The sequence below is a fragment of the Streptomyces sp. NPDC096339 genome (genome assembly GCF_044762985.1).
Taxonomy (GTDB): Bacteria; Actinomycetota; Actinomycetes; order Streptomycetales; family Streptomycetaceae; genus Streptomyces.
The window spans coordinates 1-19,454 of sequence record NZ_JBIWFI010000034.1 but is presented as its reverse complement, the minus strand read 5'-3'; the positions used below and the strand labels follow the sequence as shown (position 1 = coordinate 19,454).

21 protein-coding genes are annotated in these 19,454 nt (G+C 72.5%); 14 read left to right on the top strand and 7 right to left on the bottom strand.

What is annotated here, in order from left to right; genetic code table 11:
- The first annotated feature begins 187 nt into the window (after positions 1-187).
- The 3 genes from ACIQ5Y_RS31405 (at position 188) to ACIQ5Y_RS31395 (ending at position 3,734) form a co-directional block, all read left to right on the top strand.
- Positions 188-1,126 carry an ATP-binding cassette domain-containing protein gene (locus tag ACIQ5Y_RS31405; protein ID WP_403888000.1) on the top strand — a complete coding sequence of 313 codons (939 nt, stop codon included), beginning with the start codon at positions 188-190 and terminating at the stop codon, positions 1,124-1,126.
- 98 nt (positions 1,127-1,224) lie between these two features.
- Positions 1,225-1,947, top strand: coding sequence for an ABC transporter permease (locus tag ACIQ5Y_RS31400; protein WP_403887997.1), 723 nt, complete (start codon positions 1,225-1,227; stop codon positions 1,945-1,947).
- A gap of 134 nt (positions 1,948-2,081) precedes the next feature.
- Complete coding sequence (locus ACIQ5Y_RS31395) at positions 2,082-3,734, top strand: sensor histidine kinase (protein ID WP_403887994.1); 1,653 nt, start codon at positions 2,082-2,084, stop codon at positions 3,732-3,734.
- Between the two features lie 18 nt (positions 3,735-3,752).
- Here ACIQ5Y_RS31395 and ACIQ5Y_RS31390 read toward each other — a convergent pair whose 3' ends face one another.
- Positions 3,753-5,357 carry an alpha/beta hydrolase gene (locus ACIQ5Y_RS31390; RefSeq protein WP_403887991.1) on the bottom strand — a complete coding sequence of 535 codons (1,605 nt, stop codon included), beginning with the start codon at positions 5,355-5,357 and terminating at the stop codon, positions 3,753-3,755.
- 242 nt (positions 5,358-5,599) lie between these two features.
- On the opposite strand from ACIQ5Y_RS31390, the gene ACIQ5Y_RS31385 reads away from it, so the two are divergent.
- Positions 5,600-6,460 (top strand): MBL fold metallo-hydrolase, encoded by an 861-nt coding sequence (locus ACIQ5Y_RS31385; RefSeq protein WP_403887988.1) that lies wholly within the window; start codon positions 5,600-5,602, stop codon positions 6,458-6,460.
- Between the two features lie 23 nt (positions 6,461-6,483).
- Here the strand turns inward: ACIQ5Y_RS31385 and ACIQ5Y_RS31380 are convergent, their stop codons facing one another.
- Positions 6,484-7,155: a hypothetical protein gene (locus ACIQ5Y_RS31380; RefSeq protein WP_403887985.1), complete on the bottom strand. Its 672-nt coding sequence runs from the start codon at positions 7,153-7,155 to the stop codon at positions 6,484-6,486.
- A 40-nt stretch (positions 7,156-7,195) separates the two neighbouring features.
- Positions 7,196-8,053: a helix-turn-helix transcriptional regulator gene (locus ACIQ5Y_RS31375; protein WP_403887983.1), complete on the bottom strand. Its 858-nt coding sequence runs from the start codon at positions 8,051-8,053 to the stop codon at positions 7,196-7,198.
- A gap of 170 nt (positions 8,054-8,223) precedes the next feature.
- Between ACIQ5Y_RS31375 and ACIQ5Y_RS31370 the strand changes: the two genes are divergently transcribed.
- Both ACIQ5Y_RS31370 and ACIQ5Y_RS31365 read left to right on the top strand, forming a co-directional pair.
- On the top strand, positions 8,224-8,961 hold the full coding sequence (locus ACIQ5Y_RS31370) for an SDR family oxidoreductase (RefSeq protein ID WP_403887980.1): 738 nt from the start codon (positions 8,224-8,226) through the stop codon (positions 8,959-8,961).
- 135 nt (positions 8,962-9,096) lie between these two features.
- Entirely contained in the window at positions 9,097-9,501 is a 405-nt protein-coding gene (locus ACIQ5Y_RS31365) for a PPOX class F420-dependent oxidoreductase (protein ID WP_403887977.1), read from the top strand.
- Positions 9,502-9,602: 101 nt separating this feature from the next.
- Here the strand turns inward: ACIQ5Y_RS31365 and ACIQ5Y_RS31360 are convergent, their stop codons facing one another.
- Both ACIQ5Y_RS31360 and ACIQ5Y_RS31355 read right to left on the bottom strand, forming a co-directional pair.
- Entirely contained in the window at positions 9,603-10,670 is a 1,068-nt protein-coding gene (locus tag ACIQ5Y_RS31360; protein ID WP_403887974.1) for a M4 family metallopeptidase, read from the bottom strand.
- 210 nt (positions 10,671-10,880) lie between these two features.
- Positions 10,881-11,396: a GNAT family N-acetyltransferase gene (locus ACIQ5Y_RS31355; RefSeq protein ID WP_403887971.1), complete on the bottom strand. Its 516-nt coding sequence runs from the start codon at positions 11,394-11,396 to the stop codon at positions 10,881-10,883.
- Positions 11,397-11,850: 454 nt separating this feature from the next.
- On the opposite strand from ACIQ5Y_RS31355, the gene ACIQ5Y_RS31350 reads away from it, so the two are divergent.
- Positions 11,851-12,138, top strand: coding sequence for a hypothetical protein (locus ACIQ5Y_RS31350; RefSeq protein ID WP_403887968.1), 288 nt, complete (start codon positions 11,851-11,853; stop codon positions 12,136-12,138).
- Positions 12,139-12,148: 10 nt separating this feature from the next.
- On the opposite strand, the gene ACIQ5Y_RS31345 is transcribed toward ACIQ5Y_RS31350, so the two are convergent.
- Entirely contained in the window at positions 12,149-12,433 is a 285-nt protein-coding gene (locus ACIQ5Y_RS31345; RefSeq protein WP_403887965.1) for a hypothetical protein, read from the bottom strand.
- 297 nt (positions 12,434-12,730) lie between these two features.
- Here ACIQ5Y_RS31345 and ACIQ5Y_RS31340 point away from each other — a divergent pair, with 297 nt between their 5' ends.
- From ACIQ5Y_RS31340 to ACIQ5Y_RS31320, 5 genes are all read left to right on the top strand, one after another.
- On the top strand, positions 12,731-14,407 hold the full coding sequence (locus ACIQ5Y_RS31340; RefSeq protein ID WP_403887962.1) for an FAD-dependent oxidoreductase: 1,677 nt from the start codon (positions 12,731-12,733) through the stop codon (positions 14,405-14,407).
- Positions 14,408-14,457: 50 nt separating this feature from the next.
- Complete coding sequence (locus tag ACIQ5Y_RS31335) at positions 14,458-15,918, top strand: ATP-binding protein (RefSeq protein WP_403888211.1); 1,461 nt, start codon at positions 14,458-14,460, stop codon at positions 15,916-15,918.
- Positions 15,915-16,268 (top strand): UBP-type zinc finger domain-containing protein, encoded by a 354-nt coding sequence (locus tag ACIQ5Y_RS31330; RefSeq protein ID WP_403887959.1) that lies wholly within the window; start codon positions 15,915-15,917, stop codon positions 16,266-16,268. Before ACIQ5Y_RS31335 ends, ACIQ5Y_RS31330 begins: the two co-directional genes overlap by 4 nt.
- Positions 16,269-16,328: 60 nt before the next feature.
- Positions 16,329-16,751, top strand: a complete 423-nt coding sequence (locus tag ACIQ5Y_RS31325) for a secondary thiamine-phosphate synthase enzyme YjbQ (protein WP_403887956.1) — start codon at positions 16,329-16,331, stop codon at positions 16,749-16,751.
- A 268-nt stretch (positions 16,752-17,019) separates the two neighbouring features.
- Positions 17,020-17,526 carry an NUDIX domain-containing protein gene (locus ACIQ5Y_RS31320; protein ID WP_403887953.1) on the top strand — a complete coding sequence of 169 codons (507 nt, stop codon included), beginning with the start codon at positions 17,020-17,022 and terminating at the stop codon, positions 17,524-17,526.
- A 3-nt stretch (positions 17,527-17,529) separates the two neighbouring features.
- Here the strand turns inward: ACIQ5Y_RS31320 and ACIQ5Y_RS31315 are convergent, their stop codons facing one another.
- A complete protein-coding gene (locus ACIQ5Y_RS31315; protein ID WP_403887950.1) occupies positions 17,530-18,066 on the bottom strand; it encodes a DUF3995 domain-containing protein in 537 nt (178 codons plus the stop codon).
- Positions 18,067-18,189: 123 nt separating this feature from the next.
- Between ACIQ5Y_RS31315 and ACIQ5Y_RS31310 the strand changes: the two genes are divergently transcribed.
- Together ACIQ5Y_RS31310 and ACIQ5Y_RS31305 are read left to right on the top strand one after the other, a co-directional pair.
- The gene (locus ACIQ5Y_RS31310) at positions 18,190-18,333 is read left to right on the top strand and encodes a hypothetical protein (protein ID WP_403887948.1); all 144 of its coding nucleotides are present in this window, start codon (positions 18,190-18,192) and stop codon (positions 18,331-18,333) included.
- Between the two features lie 10 nt (positions 18,334-18,343).
- A complete protein-coding gene (locus ACIQ5Y_RS31305; protein ID WP_403887945.1) occupies positions 18,344-19,357 on the top strand; it encodes a DUF4344 domain-containing metallopeptidase in 1,014 nt (337 codons plus the stop codon).
- Positions 19,358-19,454 lie beyond the last annotated feature (97 nt).

Genomic DNA, 19,454 nt, shown 5'->3' with positions numbered 1-19,454 from the left:
TGCCCGTGGTGAGTCCCGAAGTCGCCTCCCGGAGTGGGGGTGTTCCCCCGACGAAAGGCAGGACGCCCCTTCCTTTCGGCCCATGGGCGTCGTCTTCGTGCGCTCGTAGCGTCGATGCCGTACGGGAATCGCGGCGGGCCCCGTGCCTCGTGCGCCGAGCCCTCCGACCGACAGCGAAGGAAGTGTCGTGATCAGCATCCGAGGACTGACCAAACGCTACGGCGTCACGACGGCTGTGGACGACCTGACGTTCGACATCCACGCCGGACGGGTAACCGGCTTCCTCGGCCCCAACGGGGCCGGGAAGTCCACCACGATGCGCATGATCCTGGGCCTCGACCGCCCCACGCGCGGACGGGCCCTGATCTCCGGCCGGCCCTACGCGGACCTGCGGCGGCCGCTGCGGGCGGTCGGAGCGATGCTGGACGCCCGGGCCGTCCACCCCGCCCGATCCGGCCGTGCCCACCTGGTCGCCCAGGCACGGGCCAACGGCATCCGGGTACGGCGGGTGGACGAGGTACTGGAGGCGGTGGGCCTGGCCGAGGCCTCCCGTAGACCGGCGGGAACGTACTCGCTCGGCATGAGCGGTCGGCTGGGCGTGGCGGGCGCACTGCTCGGCGACCCTCCGGTGCTGGTTCTCGACGAACCGGTGAACGGCCTCGATCCCGACGGTGTGCAGTGGATCCGGCGGCTCGTGCGGGACCATGCGGCGCAGGGGCGCACCGTGTTCCTCTCCAGCCATCTGATGAGCGAGATGCAGGTGACGGCCGATCATCTCGTCGTCATCGGTCGGGGGAGGCTGCTGAGCGACTCCTCCCTCGCGGAGTTCCTGGACGCCGCGTCGCCCGTCTCGGCACGGGCCTCGGTGCCGGACCCGGAAGGGCGCTCCACGCTGGTCCGGTGCCTGGCGGCGGCCGACGGCGTGCGCGTGGAGGTGTCCGCGGCGGGCGAGCTCTCCGTGGGCGGCATGAGCGCGGCCGACGTCGGTGACCTCGCCCACCACCGCGGCGTACGGCTGCACGCGCTGAGCGACGTACGGGTTTCGCTGGAGCAGGCGTACATGGACCTGACCGCGCGGAGCGTCGAGTACGCGTCGGGCGGCACTGAGGGGAAGGGACGGCAGTGATCACCACGGCGTCATCCGGGAAGCGGACGATCGCACCACCGCCGGGGGAGGAACACGGGGCCGCGGGGCGGAGCACACCCGGTGGTTTCGCCGGGGCCGTGGCTTGTGAGTGGACGAAGCTCTGGTCCGTCCGGTCCGCCTGGCTCTGCCTTGTGGCGGGGCTCGCGGTCACCGCCGTGTTCACCTTCTACTACGCCTCGATCGCCCGCATCAACGAACAGGCGGTCCAGCCCGTGGGGAACGCGGCGGCCGGCTCCGTCGTCGTCAGCCAGTTCGCCGTCGTCGTCCTGGCCACGGTCGCCGTGACCTCCGAGTATGCGACGGGGACCGTGCGGGCCTCGCTGCTGTGGGTGCCTCGACGGCATCGGGTGCAGGCCGCGAAGGCGCTGGTGACGGGCGTGGTCGCGTTCCTCGGTGGTGCCGGGTTCGCCGTGGTGGGCACGGTCGTCGCCTGGATGGCGTTCGACGGGCGGGCCTCGTTCGCCGCCGGCACGACCGTCGGTCAGATCCTCGCCATCGGCGGCTATCAGGCGCTCGTGGCCGTACTCACCGTCGGTGTGGCCTTCGCCTCGCGGCACCCGGCCGGCGCGCTGTCGATCCTGGTCGCACTGTTGTGGGCGCTGCCGAGCGTGCTCCCGGGACTCGGCGGCGACGCGCTCGCGGCCGTGAACGACGCCCTGCCGTACGGAGCGGGCGACCACTTCACGCGCGTCGGCGGCCATGCCCCGTACTCCTCGGCGACGGCCGTCCTCATCGTGGTCGGGTGGACCGCCGTGGCGCACGTGGCCGGCCTGTACGTGCTGCGCCGCAGGGACGCCTGACGGCGCGTCGGTGGTGCGCGCCGGTGCCGGACCGGGCACCTGCCGACGGCCGGCGCCGGCGGGCGCCCGGTGCGCGTACCGGAGAATCGGCGGGGGCACGTCACGACACCCGAGCGGAAGGACGTCCACGCACCATGCGGCACCCTCGTATCCCTGCGACCAGGGTCGTCATCGCCGACGCGGCGCTGTGGGCCGTGCTCGCCGCCGCGACCGGATACGGGTTCCGGGACGCGGGCGCGGCCGCCAGGCCGGTGGTGGACCTGCTGCTCCCCCTGGCCGTGCTGGCGGTGACCGTACCGCTGTCCCGCGGTCGGCCGATGGCGGCGGTGGTCGTCGTGAACGGCTTGTGCGCGCTGGGCTTGGCGGATGCCTCGACCCCGGCCAACTCCCATGTCCTGTCGCTGGCCGCGCTGAGCTGTCTGCTCGGTGTGCGCGTCGCCGGGGCCCGGGGACCGCTGGTGGTGCTCGCGGCGTGCCTGGGGGTCGACGTCGTGGCCTGCGCCGTACTGCGGGTGCCGGCGGTGTGGTGGTTCTACGCCCTGACGGTGATACCCGCCGCCCTGCTGCTGCCGTGGCTGGCGGGACGCCACTGGCGCGGCCGGCGTGAGCTCGTGCGGGACGGATGGAGGTTGGCCCGGAGTCTGGAGGAGCGCCAGTACCTCGTCGCGGAGCGGGCCCGGCTGACGGAACGGGCGGACATCGCGGCCGACATGCACGACTCGCTCGGCCATGTCCTGAGTCTGGTCGCCCTGCGCGCCGGTGCCCTGGAGCTCTCCCCCGACCTCACCGATCGTGATCGCGCCGATCTCGCCGAGCTGCGCGCGACGATCGCCGACGCCGTCGAGCAGTTGCGGCAGACCATCACCGTCCTGCACGAACCGCAGGAAGCGGGAACCGGGACGGCGGAGGGCTCGGGCGGGCCGTCCGCCGAGGACACGGTCGCGGACCTCCTCGGCCGGGCGGCCGCCTCCGGGGTGCCGGTGAGCTGGGAACGGCGTGGAGCGGTGCCCGTGCTGCCACCGCTGGTCGAACGCGGGATGTACCGGGTGGTGCAGGAAGCCCTCACCAACGCCGTCAAACACGCCCCGGGCCGCGCCGTCAGGGTGGGAATCGACCACGCCGCCGACCACACCCGCGTGAGTGTCGTGAACGCCGCCGCGCGGGAAGGCGAGGGCGAGCGAGCCACGCGGGTGCGAGCGGACGAACGGACGCGCGCCACCGGCGGCCGGGGACTGGCAGGGCTCAGGGAACGGGTCACGGTCCTCGGCGGCACCTTGCACACCGGTCCGCATCGGGGCGGGTTCCGTGTCACCGCGGTCCTCCCCCACCAGGCCCCGGCCCGCCCTCTGACGCGTACGGCCGCTTCCGCGGGCGGCGAGCACCCCGAGGCCGGCGCCGCCCCACAATCCGCCGAACTGCTCGCCGCGGTGCGGCGCGCCGCTGTGCGCCGCACCGTCGCCGCGTGCGTGGCGCCCGTCGCGGCAGCGGCGTTCTTCGTCCCGGCCGCCGCGTATCTGGCCTGGCAGCTGACGACGGGCGTGCTGCCGCCGTCGCGGTTCGACGTCCTGGAGGCGGGCCGGTCCCGAGCCGAGCTCGGCCATCTGCTCCCGGCCCGCACGTTCCCGTATCCGCCCGACCACGCCCGCTCCGCACCCCGGCCGCCGGGCACCGACTGCGAGTTCTACCGCTCGGGCCGCGACCTGCTGGACCAGGTCGACCTGTACCGGCTCTGCTGGTCCGACGGCGTTCTCGTGGCCAAGGACACCCTGGAAGCGCACCGGAACTGACCGGCCGATCGGCACCCGTCAGGAGAAGGGGACCCTGTCCGGGCGGCAGACCGTGCCGGAGGGCGGGAGCGTCCCGTCGACGAAGTAGCGGCTCTCGTACGCGCTGATGCAGCTGCTGCCGTTGTTGAACAGCGCGGTGTGCCCGTAGCCGTCGTTCGTGAGGAGGCGGGCGTCGGCCAGCTCGCGGGCCATGGCCTGGGCGCCCGTGTAGGGCGTGGAGGGGTCGTACCGGGTCCCGATCACCAGGACGGGGTGGGCGGTGGGCTTGTTCCACGGGCCTTCGTACCCGGCGGCGGACCGGGCCGGCCAGGTGGCGCAGGGTTCCGCCGCCCACGTCCAGTAGCGTCCCGCGTCGCCGGCCCGCCGGGCGCTGTCCTCCTCCAGGCCCTGGTACGCGGCGGGGTCGCGGGGGTTGGGGCTGTCGGCGCACCACACGGCAGCCGCCTGCTCGTCCCCCAGGTACGGGTTCGGCTGGGCGACGGGGGGCGGCGGCGGGTAGACCGGGGGTTTGGGGGCACGGCCCCGCGACAGCTCCTGGAGCCTGCCCGCGAGGGCCGTCCAGCCGGGGTCGACGATGTAGAGGCTGTTCACGGTGTCGGCGACCGTCTTCGCGTACGTCCACGGGCCGATCGGACGCTCCCGCAGCCGCAGCATCAGCCGGTCGAACTTGTCTCGGGTGGCCTCGGGGCTGCCCGCCGAGAAGGCGCAGCGGGTCGCGGGCGCCGATCCGCACAGGGTGAGGAACCGGTCCAGGGTGGCCGCGGCGGTGCGGTCCGAGCCCATGCGCAGGAGGGTCGTGGTGCGGGGATCGGCCTGGGGGCCGCCGTCGATCCAGGCCCGGGGGGCGATGTTGCTGTCGAGGACCATGGCGCGGACGCTGCCGGGGAAGAGGTTGGCGTAGGTGGCGCCGAGGATCGTGCCGTAGGAGACGCCGAGGTAGTTGAGCTGCGGGTCGCCGACCGACCGGCGGAGCAGGTCGAGGTCACGGGCGGTGTCGGCGGTCGACACGTGGCGCAGCAGGTCCGGGTCGCGCTTCTCGCAGCGCCGGGCGAGGTCCTCGTAGGCGTCGATCCACGCCTTGCGCTCCTGCGCGCCGACGGGGAAGCCGCCGGGTGGGCGGGCCGCCCAGGTCTTGGCCTCCTCGGTGGTGTCGAAGCAGTTCACGGCGGTGCTGTTGCCGATCCCGCGCGGGTCCCAGCTGACGATGTCGAACCGTTCCCGCAGTTCCTTGGGGAAGGCGTCGTAGTTCTGCGGCACCTGCACGGTCCCGGGGCCCCCGGGACCGCCGGGGTTCACGAACAGGGTGCCGAGGCGGCGTCCGGGATCCGTGGCCTGCCGGCGGACGACCGCCAGGTCGATGGTGCGGCCCTCGGGGGCGGCGTGGTCGAGCGGCACCTTCGCCGTGGCGCAGTCCCACGGGCTGCCGGGCCGGCACGGGCTCCAGTCCAGTCTCGGGACCGTCACCGAGGGTGAGGGCGAGGGAGACGCGGGTGCGGGGGGAGGCGCGCTGTGCGCGGCGGCGGCTCCGAGGCCCGGGCCGGTGAGCAGCGCCGAGCAGGCCAGCGCCACGGAGAGGACCGCCGCACGGCGCCGGCGGCCGGCTGTGGGACCTGGTGCGGACATGTCCGCCCTCCTCCGTCACGGCGAGGGCCCGGTCCGGCGGTCGATGCCGCCGCATCGGTACGCACGCCTAGTGCTGTGACCGGAAAGGTTCACCGGGTCACGGCGCCCGGCACGGCACTAGGAACCACGAAACCGCGATTCGGCGGCCCCCGCCAGCGGGGCGGACGCGCCGCGCGCGGGGCCAGTGCGGGTCGTCCGATGACCGGCTCCCCCGCGCCCGGCGACGAGGGTACGTTGGACGCGTGATCGACTTTCTCCGGGGCGCCCCGGTCGCAGGCAGTCTCGACGTCGTCTGGCACGCGGGCCGGCCCTCCCCGCAGCACGACCCGGCCCCGGAGATCCAGGTCCACGCCTACTCCGAGCACACGGTGATCCTGCGCCAGAACAAGTCCGTGCACTACGAAGCCCCCTTCCTCTTCCTCCTGTTCGGCAATGAGCGGGCGCTGCTCCTCGACACGGGCGCGTCCGCCGACCCGGCCCGCTTCCCGCTGCGGGAGGCCGTCGACCGGCTCGTCGCGGACTGGCTGGAACTCCATCCGAGGCCCGCTTACTCGCTGCTGGTCGCCCACACCCACGGGCACGGCGACCACATCGCGGCGGACGGACAGTTCACGGACCGGCCGCGCACCACGGTCGTGGGGCCCGGACTGGACGAGGTCACGGCCTCCTTCGGCCTCACCGACTGGCCGGACCGCTCCGGCGAACTGGACCTGGGCGGCCGGATCCTCGACCTGATCCCCGGGCCCGGCCACCAGCAGGCCGCGCTGGTCTTCCACGACCGCCACACCGGCCTCCTGCTGACCGGCGACTCCCTCTATCCGGGGCGGCTCTACATCGAGGACCGGACGGCCTACTCGGCCACGGTCGACCGGCTGCTGGCCTTCTGCGCCACCCGGCCGGTCCGCCATGTCCTCGGCTGCCACATCGAGATGACCACCACGGCGGGCCGGGACTACCCCCGCGGCACCACGTACCAGCCGGACGAGCCGCCGCTGCAGCTCACCACAGCCCATCTGCGGACCCTGCGCGGGGCCCTGGACGAGACGGCGGACCTCCACGGCACGCACCCCTGCGGGGAGTTCATCCTCGTGTACCGGGACTGACCGCACTGCGAAGGGAATCGGGATCAGGCCCAGCGGGTCAGGTCGTACACGGCTTCGCACAGGGGGTCCGGGGCGCCATGGACCCGGTGGGCCGCCAGGGTGGTCGGTTCCTCCGGGTGGAGGAGGGCGATGAGTTTGGCGGAGGCCCACCACTGGACGGGACGCGGTGTTCCGTCGTTGGCGATGGGCAGGTCGATGCCGATGGTCCGGTTCTGGTGGTCGAGGTAGACGCGGACGATGCCGGGCCGGCGGTGGTCGAAGCCCGCCAGCACGTACAGGTCGGGTGCCACGGAAGGTGGCTCGCCCTTCCAGAGGGGGTCGCCGGAGAGGTCGGCGATCAGGTAGTCGATCGCGTCGTCCAGCGTGACCTCGCCCCCGTCGGGAACCACGGAGCCGATCAGGGGGGCGACGTCGACGTACGGGAGTCCCTGTTCGCCCGCGGGCGGCATGGGGTTCTCGGTGAGCCAGGCGGCCGTGTGCCGGAGCGCTCCGGCATACCACCAGGTGCCGTGTTCCCGGCCGTGGCCCGTGGGCAGGTCCACCAGGACGGCCCGGCCGGCGGTGTCGGCGAGGCGGATCCGGATCCGGTCCGCGTCGGGGCGGACCATGGCGCGGACACGCCAGTCGGTGGCCGGCAGGGGCACGCCGATGAACCTGCGCAGGACCAGCAGGGTGTCGGTGAAGTGGTCGTCCATGGCTGCACTCTTCCCGTTCGCCTCGGGCCCGCGCCGGCGGTCAGGGATGGTTGACCCGGACGGACATCCGGCGAGAGTGCGCGGTGGCGTGGAGGGCGCCCAGGAGGGCGAGGGCCCGGGCGCTGGGCGTGGCGGGTTCGGCCTGGTAGACGACGAGTTGCTGACCCGGTGCGTCGCGTACGTCAAAGGCCTGGTAGGTGAGGGTCAAGGGGCCGACGTCCGGGTGGAGGAAGTGTTTGGCGTCCGAGGTCTTGCCCCGCACGCGGTGGGTGTTCCACAGGCGGCTGAAGTCCGCGCTGTGCTCGGTGAGCTCGGATACGAGGTTCCCCAGGCGCGGGTTGTCGGGGTCGATCCCGGCCGCCTGGCGCAGGTGGCCCACGACGGCCCCGGCCGTGTGGCCCCAGCGGGTGTGGAACGGGCGTCCCGCCGGGTCGAGGAAGACCATGCGGGCCAGGTTGTCCGCCGGGTCGAAGGGCGAGTACAGCGCGTCGGCCAGGGCGTTGGCGGCCAGGACGTCGAGGGCCTGGTTGATGACGAGGGCCGGGGCGCCCGGGTGGCCGTCGAGCAGTTGCCGCAGGGCGGGCCCGACCCGGTCCGGGGCGGTGGACCGGACCGGGACGGCCGGCGCCGTCCCGGCCAGCCGGTGCAGGTGCGCGGATTCGTCGGGGTCCAGTCGCAGGGCGAGGCCGAGGGCACCGAGCACCTGGGCCGAGGGGCGTCGTTCGCGGCCCTGTTCCAGGCGCGTGTAGTAGTCCGCGTTCACCCCGGCCAGGACCGCGACTTCTTCCCGGCGCAGTCCGGCGACCCTGCGCACGCCGTGGCCGGGCATGCCGACCTCCTGGGGGCTCAGGCCGGCTCGGCGGGCGCGGAGGAACTCTCCCAGCTGGTTGTCGGACATGTCGTCAGGCTAAGGGACCGCGCTGAGGTGCTGCCCGGGTGCGGCGCACCCAGGCAGCACTCGTCCTGGCCGATGGGCCGTGGCCTGCCCAGACTCGGCGGTGCGGACGGGGCGAACTCCTCTCGCCCCGCCGGCAGTCATCCCGTACCCCACCGGAAGGAACAGCCGGAATGAAGGACGCAGCCAAGGTCGTGGCGATCACCGGAGCGAGCAGCGGCATCGGGGAGGCGACCGCCCGCCGACTCGCCGCCGACGGACACCACGTCTTCCTCGGCGCGCGCCGCACCGACCGTCTCGACGCGCTGACCCGCGTGATCACCGCCGCCGGCGGCAGCGCGGCGTACCGGCGACTGGACGTCACCGTCGCCGCCGACATGGAGTCCTTCGTGACGGCGGCCCGCGAGCGCTTCGGCCGAGTGGACGTGATGGTCAACAACGCGGGCGTGATGCCGCTCTCGCCGCTGCATGCGCTGAGGGTCGACGAGTGGGACCGGACGATCGACGTGAACGTACGGGGCGTCCTGTACGGGATCGCCGCCGCCCTCCCCGTCATGCGCGCCCAGGGCGGCGGGCACTTCGTGAACATCGCCTCGGTCGGCGCGTACGAGGTCTCCCCCACGGCCGCCGTCTACTGCGCGAGCAAGTTCGCCGTCCGGGCGCTCTCCGAGGGGTTGCGCCAGGAGTCCCGGGGCGGTGACATCCGCGTCACGCTCGTCTCCCCCGGCGTGACCGAGTCCGAACTCGCCGACGGCATCGGCGACCCCGATGCCAGGGAAGCCATGAAGGCCTACCGTGCCGTGGCACTGCCCGCTTCCGCCATTGCCGCCGCCATCGCCCACGCCGTCTCCCAGCCGCCCGAGGTCGACGTCAACGAGATCACGGTCCGTCCCTCGGCGAGCGCCCGGTGACCCGCCGCTCCCCCACCGACGGCGGGCCACGGCGACGGCGGCCGCCACGGCGATGATCGGCCGGTTCCCGCAAAACCACGGCGAGCTGCGGTAGTAGGTGGGGCGACATCCTTACCCCGTCCGAAGGGACCCACCGTGTCTGCTGAGCTCAGCCACCGGCTCAAGGAACTGCTCGACAGCCCCGTCTTCGTCACCATCGCCACCATCCAGCCCGACGGAAGCCCCCAGGTGTCACCGGTCTGGGTGATGCGCGAAGGCGATGACGTACTCATCTCGACAACGATCGGCCGGCGCAAGGAGCAGAACATGCGCCGCGACCCGCGCGTCACCGTACTGCTCCAGCCCTTCGATTCCCCGTACGAGTACGCGGAGATCCGGGGCACCGCCGAGCTCACCACCGAGGGCGGCCAGGAGCTGATCGACGAGCTCTCGCTCAAGTACACCGGCAAGAAGTACCGCGACTTCAACCCGGCATCCGTCGACGACGCCCCACGCGTGGTCGTCCGGATCGCCGCACGGAAGGTCGTCGGGGCACTCTGAGCCCCGGCTGCCGCCGGTCCCCTGTGCTCCGCGGCCCGGCAGGGCCGCGGAGCACAGGGGCGGCACCGCCCGCGGTCATCGGGACCGGTCCCGCAGGGGTGCTACGCGACGCCGGGGATCTGCCGGGCCGCGAAGGCGGCCCGCACCGCGTCCGCCTGCGTGTCGCCGTACATCTGACGCGCCGTCTCGATGGTCGTCAGCGCCGCGTCCTGGAAGCTGGTGTCGGGTGCGAAGGCGAACTGCGCGTTGATGATGATCCGGTCGGCGGTACGGGCGCCCAGCGCGTTGCGGATGTCGAACAGGGCCCGCGACCAGATCTCGCCGTCGGCGTGCACCTCGCCCTCGCGGTCCCCGTACACCTTGTCGCCGTCCACCCTGCGCAGGCAGTGCGGGGCGGTGGAGTACGGGACCGAGTCCCAGTCCGCCACGCACGCCAGGTCCGCACGGCGCGGCCAGCCGTACGCCTGTACCGCGTGCTCCCCCACCTCGACGGCCAAGTAGTCCCCGAAGGCCTCGCCGATCGCCCCCGCCTCGGGGGAGGATCCGAAGCCGGGAACCTGCGCCTGGTGCACCGCGTGCCCGTACTCGTGGACGATCACCTCGGCGTCCTCGGCATCGTCCACGCCGCCCTTGCCGAAGCGGATCTCACCCCTCCGGTCCGTGAAGAAGGAGTTGTCCCGGCCCCACTGGTTGATCCGCACCGCCTGCCGGCGGTTGTTGGCCCCCGGCAGTTCGCTGCCGAAGCCCAGGCTCTGCAGGTACTCCTGCGCCTCGTCGACCCAGAAGTACGCCATCACCTGCTCGAACTGGTCGTTGCCGCGGTTGTACGTGGCCGCCGCGGAGACCGAGGCGGGAGCGCCGGTCTCCGAGCGGATGTACGCCCACCTCCCCGAGAGGCGGCCGCTCGTGTCGAGGTTGCGCAACTCGGCCAGGGTGTAAGCGGAGTCCGGGACGGCGGAGGCGGAGTCCCGCTGGTCGGTGAGGCCCTGGTCACCCGTGGACTGGACGGGGTTGACCATGAAGATCCGCGCCTGGGGCAGGGCGGCGGCAGCGGCGGCGGGTGCGGACTCGGCGCTGGCCGCGGCGCCGACCAGTCCGGCCGGCACGAGCAGCGCGACGCCGGCGGTGGCCGCGGCGACGAGGCCGCGGATGGTGGTACGGCGAGCCATCGACATCCTCCTGGGTGGGTCCTCGGGCACGAGGGCGGGCTCGCCGTACGCATGGGTGTTCGCTCGGCGACCGCGTGGACGATGGAACCATGCCGCCCGGGGATGACCTGGGAACCCGGAGGGTGAAGTCCCGTTGCTCCGACGGCCGGATGGCCGTACGGAGGACCTGGCGGCGAGTCGGCGAAGCAGCGGTCTCGGAGCAGCGGTGCTCTAAGGGGTGGCCGTCGGAGCCGCTGAAAGGTCGATGGTGAAGGCCACCCGGTCGAGGCCGGGGCCGTCGTAGTCCGGCTTCACGGCGGAGGGCGTGAAGCCGAGCCGGGTGTGGAAGGCCTGCGACGCGGTGTTCTCCGGGCTGGTGACGCAGTGCACGTAACGACGCCCGTGTGACCGGGCCAGGGCGAAGAAGGCCTGGTAGAGGACGCGCCCGACACCCTGGCCGTGCAGCGCCGGGTCCACGCCGACGAAGTGCACGTAGGCGGCCCCGGGTTCGGTCTGCGACAGGAATCCGACGAGGAAGGCGGCGATCTCGCCGTCGCCGTGTTCGACCAGGAAGCTGGTCGTGGTGAAGTGCTGGAAGTACAGCCGGGGCAGGAGCAGCGCACGCTCCCTCGCTCCCGCTTCCCCCTTGAGGCCGCCCCACCACGCGTCCAGTACGGCGAGCACGCGGAGATGGTCCTCTTCGGCGAGGCGCCGGGCCCGCAGGCCGGCGGGAAGATCATTGATCATCCGTGCAGTCTGTCATCCCGCGCGGGGCGCGTGCACGGCCGGCGCCCTGCCGGGACGCTGTCCCCCGGCACGGCGCCGGTGCACACCGGCGCTACCTCTTCGTGTACTCCTCGCGGAGGTCTTCGGTGGGCCCGGCTGGAGCTCCTCCAGCACGTCGCCCGGCAGGACGACGCCTGGCTCGACGCCTGGCGTGCCGCCGAGCCCGGCAGCGATCGAGGAGGCCCGGAAGGCCGCGCTGCTCGACCCCGCGAACCCCACCACTACGAGGGCCATTGGCAGGCCCTCCAGTGCTGGTGCGCCAAGTGGTTCGGCAGCAACCGGCTGATGATGCGCTTCGCCCGGCAGGCGGTCCGCAAGGCCCCGCCCGGCAGCCCGCTCGCCGGTATCTACCTGTACGCGCTGAACGAGCTCGCCGAGCGGTCCACTTCCCTCCCCCTCGCTTCCCGTCACGCCCGTGAACCGGATTCTGCTGAAGAGGATCGCCGCCTCGTTCGACCAGGTCGCACCCGATGACGAACGTCTGCCGGTCCTGCGTCACCTGCTGGCGCACCGCATGGTCGAGTCGATGCTGTACAAGCCCGCTCTGGAGCAGTTCCGCCGGATCGGACCGTGGTGCGGGGCCGAGCCCTGGCGTTCGGCCGGGAATCCGGTCACGGCGTTCGAAACGGCCCGCGGCAGGGCCGCGAAGCTGTCCCGGACCCGTCCCTCCCCGGCGGAGCCGGTCTACGGGATGGCGCGCTAGGTTCCGGCCGTCACCCGGCGGCGAGGACCTCGCCGGCCGTGACCTGGGGAGGGTTGGGCAGGAGCGACGCGAGGTTTTCGCGTACGAACGCGGCCGCCCTCGTGACCGACTCCTCGGCCCCGGCCCGGTCTTCGTAGACGCTGGTGGAGACCATCACCCCGTCCCCCGCGTCGATCCAGTAGTAGGCCACGAATCCGGGGACTTGGCGCAGGAGGGGAACGAATCCCTCGTCAACTCGGCGTCCCGCCTCCGCGGGATCGGTCACGCCTTCGTACCGTCGAACCACTGCGTACACGGCTGATCTCCTCATGGATGCCAAGGTCGCCTAGCGCGGAACGACATACCCCCGCCGGCCGACCCCCGCTCGCGGGGCGTCCCGAAGGCACTCGCATGGGCGCATCCGCGGTGCCCACCGGGCATCCGCCCGCGGAGGAGCGGGAAGGAGCCTTGACCGGCAGCGACCACCCGCCTACCCGCGGTGCGCGCTCCGCGCCGTCCTGGAGCGTTGCCGGGCCATCGAACATACGATGGGCGGGAACCGGCGCGGACGGCTCCCGCTGCCGGCCGCCCAGAGCACGCGGGGTGGAGACGAATGGCACAGGCTGCCGATGCAGGGCGGACCGTCATCCTGACGGTGGACGACGACCCGGGGGTTTCCCGCGCCGTCGCGCGTGACCTGCGGCGTCGGTACGGCGCCGGGTACCGGATCGTGCGCGCCGAGTCCGGGGAATCCGCGCTGGAGGCGTTGCGCGAGCTGAAGCTGCGGGGCGACCTGGTGGCGGTGATCCTCGCCGACTACCGGATGCCGCAGATGAACGGCATCGAGTTCCTCGAACAGGCCCTGCAGGTGTACCCGGGCGCGCGGCGCGTGCTGCTGACCGCGTACGCCGACACCAACGCGGCCATCGACGCGATCAACGTCGTCGACCTCGACCACTACCTCCTCAAGCCGTGGGATCCGCCGGAGGAGAAGCTCTACCCCGTCGTGGACGATCTGCTCGCGGCCTGGCGTGCCGGCGACCACCGGCCCGTACCCGCCACCAAGGTGGTCGGGCACCGCTGGTCGGCGCGCTCCTCCTCCGTACGGGAGTTCCTGGCCCGCAACCAGGTGCCGTACCGCTGGTACTCCTCCGACGAGCCCGAGGGGCGGCGGCTGCTGGAGGCGGCCGGGGCCGACGGTCAGCGGCTGCCCGTGGTGGTCACGCCGGAGGGCACCGTGCTGGTCGAGCCGGAGGCGCCCGAACTCGCCGCCCACGTCGGGCTCGCGACGACGCCGACCGCCGACTTCTACGACCTCGTCGTGATCGGCGGCGGCCCGGCCGGGCTCGGCGCGGCGGTGTACGGGGCTTCCGAGGGGCTGCGGACCGTACTGGTCGAGCGGTCGGCGACCGGCGGGCAGGCCGGGCAGAGCTCGCGCATCGAGAACTACCTGGGCTTCCCCGACGGGGTGTCGGGCGCACAGCTCACCGAACGCGCCCGCCGCCAGGCCGGCCGGTTCGGCGCCGAGATCCTCACCGCGCGCGAGGTCACCGGGCTGGAGGTCAACGGCGCGGCGCGGGTCGTCCGTTTCTCCGACGGGTCGGCGGTCGCCGCGCAGAGTGTCATCCTGGCGACGGGTGTTTCGTACCGGCAGCTCCAGGCGCCGGGCTGTGAGGACCTGACCGGGTGCGGGGTGTACTACGGCTCCTCGCTCACCGAGGCGTCCTCCTGCCAGGGCCATGACGTGTACATCGTGGGCGGTGCCAACTCCGCCGGGCAGGCGGCGATGTACCTGGCGCGGGGTGCGAAGTCGGTGACGCTGCTGGTGCGCGGGGAGTCCCTGACGGCGTCGATGTCGTACTACCTGATCCAGCAGATCGAGGAGGCGCCGAACATCACGGTGCGGACCCGTACGGTCGTCGAGTCGGCGCACGGCGACGGGCACCTGGAGCAGTTGACGCTGCGGGACGTGGACAGCGGTGCGACCGAACTCGTCGACGCACAGTGGATGTTCGTGTTCATCGGCGCGGCCCCGCGGACCGACTGGCTGGACGGTACGGTGCTCCGCGACGAGCACGGGTTCATCCTGGCCGGGCCGGACCTCACGCCGGACGGGCGACCTCCGGCCGAGTGGGAACTGGACCGGCCGCCCTATCACTTGGAGACCAACATTCCCGGCGTGTTCGTGGCGGGCGACGCGCGTGCCCGGTCCGCGAAGCGCGTCGCGTCCGCCGTCGGAGAGGGAGCCATGGCCGTGATGCTCGTCCACCGGTACCTGGAGCAGTCATGAGCGTGCAGAACGGGCAAGCGGGGCAGGCAGAGCAGGCGGCGGGACAGGTCATGCCGTGCAGCCCGCAGGAGATCACCTCCCTGTTCCTGTTCGAGAAGCTCTCCCCGGAGCAGCTCGGGTGGCTGTGCAGAGAGGGGCGGGTGGAACGGTTCGAGGCAGGCCCGGTCTATACCGAGGGCGACCCGGCCACCTGCTTCTACGTGATGATCGAGGGCACCGTCGTCCTCTACCGCCGGGTCGGCGGCGACGACGTCGAGGTGAGCCGTACCTCGCAGCGCGGCGTGTACGCGGGAGCCATGCAGGCCTACCTCGGCGACCGCGTGCCGCAGACGTACAACAACTCGATGCGGGTGACCGAGCCGACGCGGTTCTTCGTCCTGCCCGCGGAGTCCTTCGCGGACATCATGCGGGAGTGGTTCCCGATGGCCGCGCACCTGCTGGAGGGGCTCTTCTTCGGCTCGAAGCAGACCCAGCGGGCCATCGGGCAGCGGGAACGGCTGCTGGCGCTGGGGTCGTTGTCCGCCGGTCTCACCCACGAGCTCAACAACCCGGCCGCGGCGGCCGTCAGGGCCACCGCGACGCTGCGGGAACGGGTCGGCAAGATGCGGCACAAGCTGGCCCACATCTCCCAGGGGCGGTACTCGCGCGAGGCGATCGCCGACCTCATCGAGATCCAGGAACGGACCGTCGAGCGCGTCGCCAAGGCGACGGCGCTCAGCCCCCTGGAGGCGTCCGACCGGGAGGACGAGCTCGCCGACTGGCTCGACGACCGCGGCATCCCGGAGGGCTGGCGGATCGCGCCGACCTTCGTGCAGGCCGGTCTGGACACGGACTGGCTGGAGCACGTCGCGGCGACCGTGGCCGAGGAGATACTGCCGGCGGCCATCGGCTGGCTCAACTACACGGTCGAGACCGAACTGTTGATGGACGAGATCGACGACTCCACGGCCCGCATCTCCCACCTCGTGGACGCGGCCAAGCAGTATGCGCAGCTCGACCGCGCCCCGCACCGCGTCGTCGACGTCCACGAACTCCTCGACAGCACGCTGCTGATGCTGTCCGGCAAGATCGGCCCCCAGGTGCGGGTGGTCAAGGCCTACGACCGTTCCGTGCCCGAAGTGCCGGCCTACCCGGCGGAGCTGAACCAGGTGTGGACCAACCTCATCGACAACGCCGTCTTCGCGATCGGCAGCACCGGCCACGACGGCACGCTCACGGTCCGCACGGCGCGCGAGGGGGACCGGCTGCTGGTGGAGTTCCGCGACACCGGTCCCGGCGTCCCGGCGGACATCCGCAGCCGCATCTTCGACCCCTTCTTCACCACCAAGCCGGTCGGCGAGGGTACCGGTCTGGGTCTCGACATCTCCTGGCGGATCGTCGTCAACAAGCACCACGGGAGCCTTGAGGTCGATTCCGCCCCGGGAGACACCCGCTTCCGGGTGTTGCTGCCGCTGACCGCCCCGCCGCCGGAGACCGCCACCACCACGGAAACCGCCGAGGAGCAGGCATGACCGACCTCCAGGGAATCGACCCGACCGTCCCGCCCAGCGGCACCGGCTGCGCCGAGTGCGACGCGGTGGGCGGCTGGTGGTTCCACCTGCGCCGCTGCGCCCAGTGCGGCCACGTCGGCTGCTGCGACTCGTCCCCCGCGCAACACGCCACGGCGCACTGGAAGTCCACCGGCCACCCGCTGGTACAGAGTTTCGAGCCGGGCGAGGAATGGTTCTGGAACTTCGACACCAATGCCCTGTACGAGTCGGGGCCGGAGCTGACCCCGCCGAACGACCACCCGACGGACCAGTCGGCGCCCGGACCCGCCGACCGCGTCCCGCGGGACTGGACGACGCGGCTGCACCGCTGAACGACGCGCGGCGGCCGCGTGGCTGACGGCCTGGCGCGAGTGCCGCGCCAGGATGGAGGGATGACGGACACCTTCACCACCCGGACCATCGACGTCACCACCGGCTCCGCCGAGACCGTGCACGATCTGACCGCCGCGTGCGCCCGTTTCCTCGCCGACGTGGCCCGGGGGCGCGACGGGCTCCTCAACGTGTTCACCCCGCACGCGACGGCCGGACTGGCCGTCATCGAGACGGGCGCGGGCAGCGACGAAGACCTGCTGGACGCCCTGCGTACGCTGCTGCCCGCCGACGACCGCTGGCGCCACCGGCACGGCTCCCCCGGCCACGGCCGGGACCACGTGCTCCCGGCGCTCGTGCCGCCGCACGCCACGCTTCCGGTCGTCGGCGGCGAACTCGCCCTGGGTACCTGGCAGTCGGTCGTCCTGGTGGACACCAACGGGGACAACCCGCGGCGCACGGTACGACTGTCCTTCCTCGCCTGAGGCCCGCGTCCACCGCACCTGCTCGGACAATCCCCCGGCCGGGTGAACCAGCCCTGTTCGGGCGAGTTTCAACGCCACCACCACAGGCCCGCCATGGCCACCGGGACCGGCCAGAACATTCGTTCACCATGCGTGCCGGATCCGGCCGTGACGTGCCCCGCTCGGGAGCCGTTCCCAGAGCACCAGTACCAGTCGTGCGCCCATCCGGAGGCCCCGTGCACCCCCAGCCGCCCGTCCCTTCGACACCCGTGGCCGAGGGGGTCGAGTCGTGAGCAAGCAGTGGCTGCCTCCGGAGGAGTTCGCGGCGACCCTGCCGAAGGCCACGGTCTTCGGGGCGGTGTTCTTCACCGACGAGGACGACCGCCCCGTCCAGCTGCGCGCCACCTACTCCAGCGTCCACCCCTGGCAGTGGCCGGGTGGCATCGCCGAGGCCGGCGAGCGCCCGTGGGAGACGGCCGTACGCGAGTGCCGGGAAGAGACCGGGCTCCACGTACCGGGACCGCCCCGGCTGCTGGCGACGGTGTTCGGGCTGCCGGGAAAGGACTGGCCGCTGAGCACGGTCGGGGTCGTCTTCGACGGCGGGCGCCTCTCGTCCCGCCAACTCGCCGCGATCGAGCTGGATCCCGACGAGCACGACGACGTCCGCGCCCTGGCCCTGCCCGAGTGGCGGGACCTGATGCCGGCCCGCGACCACGCACGGCTGGAGGCCGTCATGGCCGCCCGCCGGGCAGGGCTGCCCGCGTACTTCGACACCTGGGACTGGGAGGCGTGGTGAGCCTCATCCCGATGCCCCGTTGCGCGTTGCAGGCAGGTCCTCGCGCAGCCGGTTCCAGGCGGCCAGGCCGAGCATGAGGCCCCACAGGACGAACAGGCCGTACCAGAAGAGGCCCCAGGCGGCCTGCGGGTGGGCGTCCTTGGCGGCGAAGGCGGGCGCGGAGACGACGCGGCCGGCGGCGAGCAGGCCCTGCATCGCGAAGTAGGTGAAGCCCCACAGGGTCATGCCGACCGAGGCGGTCAGGGACAGGACGCAGAGCGTTCGGCGCGGGAGCCGGTGACCCCAGGGCTGGACCAGGGCGAGCGCGACGACCGCACCGGAGACCGCGACGGCGCCCATCACCCAGTAGCCGATCGCGGCCTCCCAGGTGCCGTGCGGCGCGGAGGCGAAGTCCCCGGGGAAGGTCGCGCCGATCCCGGCTCCCCACCAGAAGTGCGGGGCCGCGTAGGCGATCGCCGCCCCGGCCGCCACGTGGCCGGGCCAGGCCTGCCGCCACCCACGCCGTACCGGTGTCGGCGCCAAGGCCGTCGTCATCGTCATGGCTTCCCCCAAGGTCTTGTCGGCCGCGATGTGCGCTGCCTGGGAAGACTCTGCCGGAACGGCGGTGCGGGCACCTCGCCCACCGGAACGAAGCCGCCTCCCCCGGACGGGGGAGACACGCTCGTGATCCTCGTGATCCTCGTGATCCTCGTGATCCTCGTGATCCTCGTGATCCTCGTGATCCTCGTGACGGGAGCCACCGATCGGGCCCCGGTCCCCCGAACGGACGGCTCGACGGGCACCCGCCTACCGGCGACCGGAGGATGAGGGCCGGAACATGCGACGGGAGCCGACCGAGATGCCGAAAACCGCCAGGCAGTCGCACAGGGCGCGCAGCGCGCTGGCAGGCGTGCTGGTCCTCGCCGGGGTCGCCGTCACCGGGTGCGGCAGCGAGGACCGCGGAGCCGGCCGGGGACCCGGAGCGGGTCCCCGCCCCCAGGCGACGCGCTCCGGCAAGGTCACCATCGTCTACGAGGACCGGACGGTCCCGCCGGAGGACCGGCAGGTCGTGGCGCTGGTCCGCGACTCCGGTGTGCTGGAACGGGCGGCCGACTGGGTGAACGAAACGCTCACCCTCCCGTACGACATGGTCGTGAAGGTCACCGCCGCAGTGCCGCCGGGGGTCACCGACGCCGTCACTCAGCCGGACGGCAGGACGATCTACATCCCGCCGTCGTTCCTGGCCGAGATCGAGGAATCCTTCGCCGACGTGGTGAAGACCGTCAAACGGCCGGCCCCGTTCCCCGCGTCCGAGTACAACACCGACGACCTGACCGTGCTGGCGACCGAGTTCATCTTCGGCCACGAGTTGGGCCACGCCCTGCAACGCCAGCTCCTCCTGGCCAACCTCGGCCTCGAAGAGGACGCGGCGGACGGCTTCGCGTCCTTCTACACCGTCAACGAGGTCGGACCGGGCCCGTCCCTGGCCGCCGCGATCCTCTTCGACGAGATCGCCCGCAAGCAAGGCCGGCTGACCTTGGAGAACCTGGCGAGTGACCACCCCGTCACCCAGGCGCGGGTCTTCAACTTCCTGTGCTACCTGGAAGGCAGCGACCCGAAGAAGTACAAACAGTCCCTCGTCGACGGCGGCTACCTCCCGAAGACCCGCGCCCCCCTCTGCCCGCAGGCGTGGGCGATGCTGGACTACGGCTGGTGGACCCAGCTCCAACCGCACTTCAGCAGCGCGTTCAAGCCCGAGGGTGACCAGGAGCAGAAGAAGGCCCAGGCTCGGTTGGTCGCGGAGACGAAGGCTTTGACGAAGGTGCTCGACGAGCTCCGCAGCAACCAATGACCACGCGAAAGACGCCCGGCAGGGAATCCCTGCCGGGCGTCTTCGCGCGTGCACCGCGTGTGCTGCCGGTGGTGCCGGCGGCTTAGTACCAGTGGTT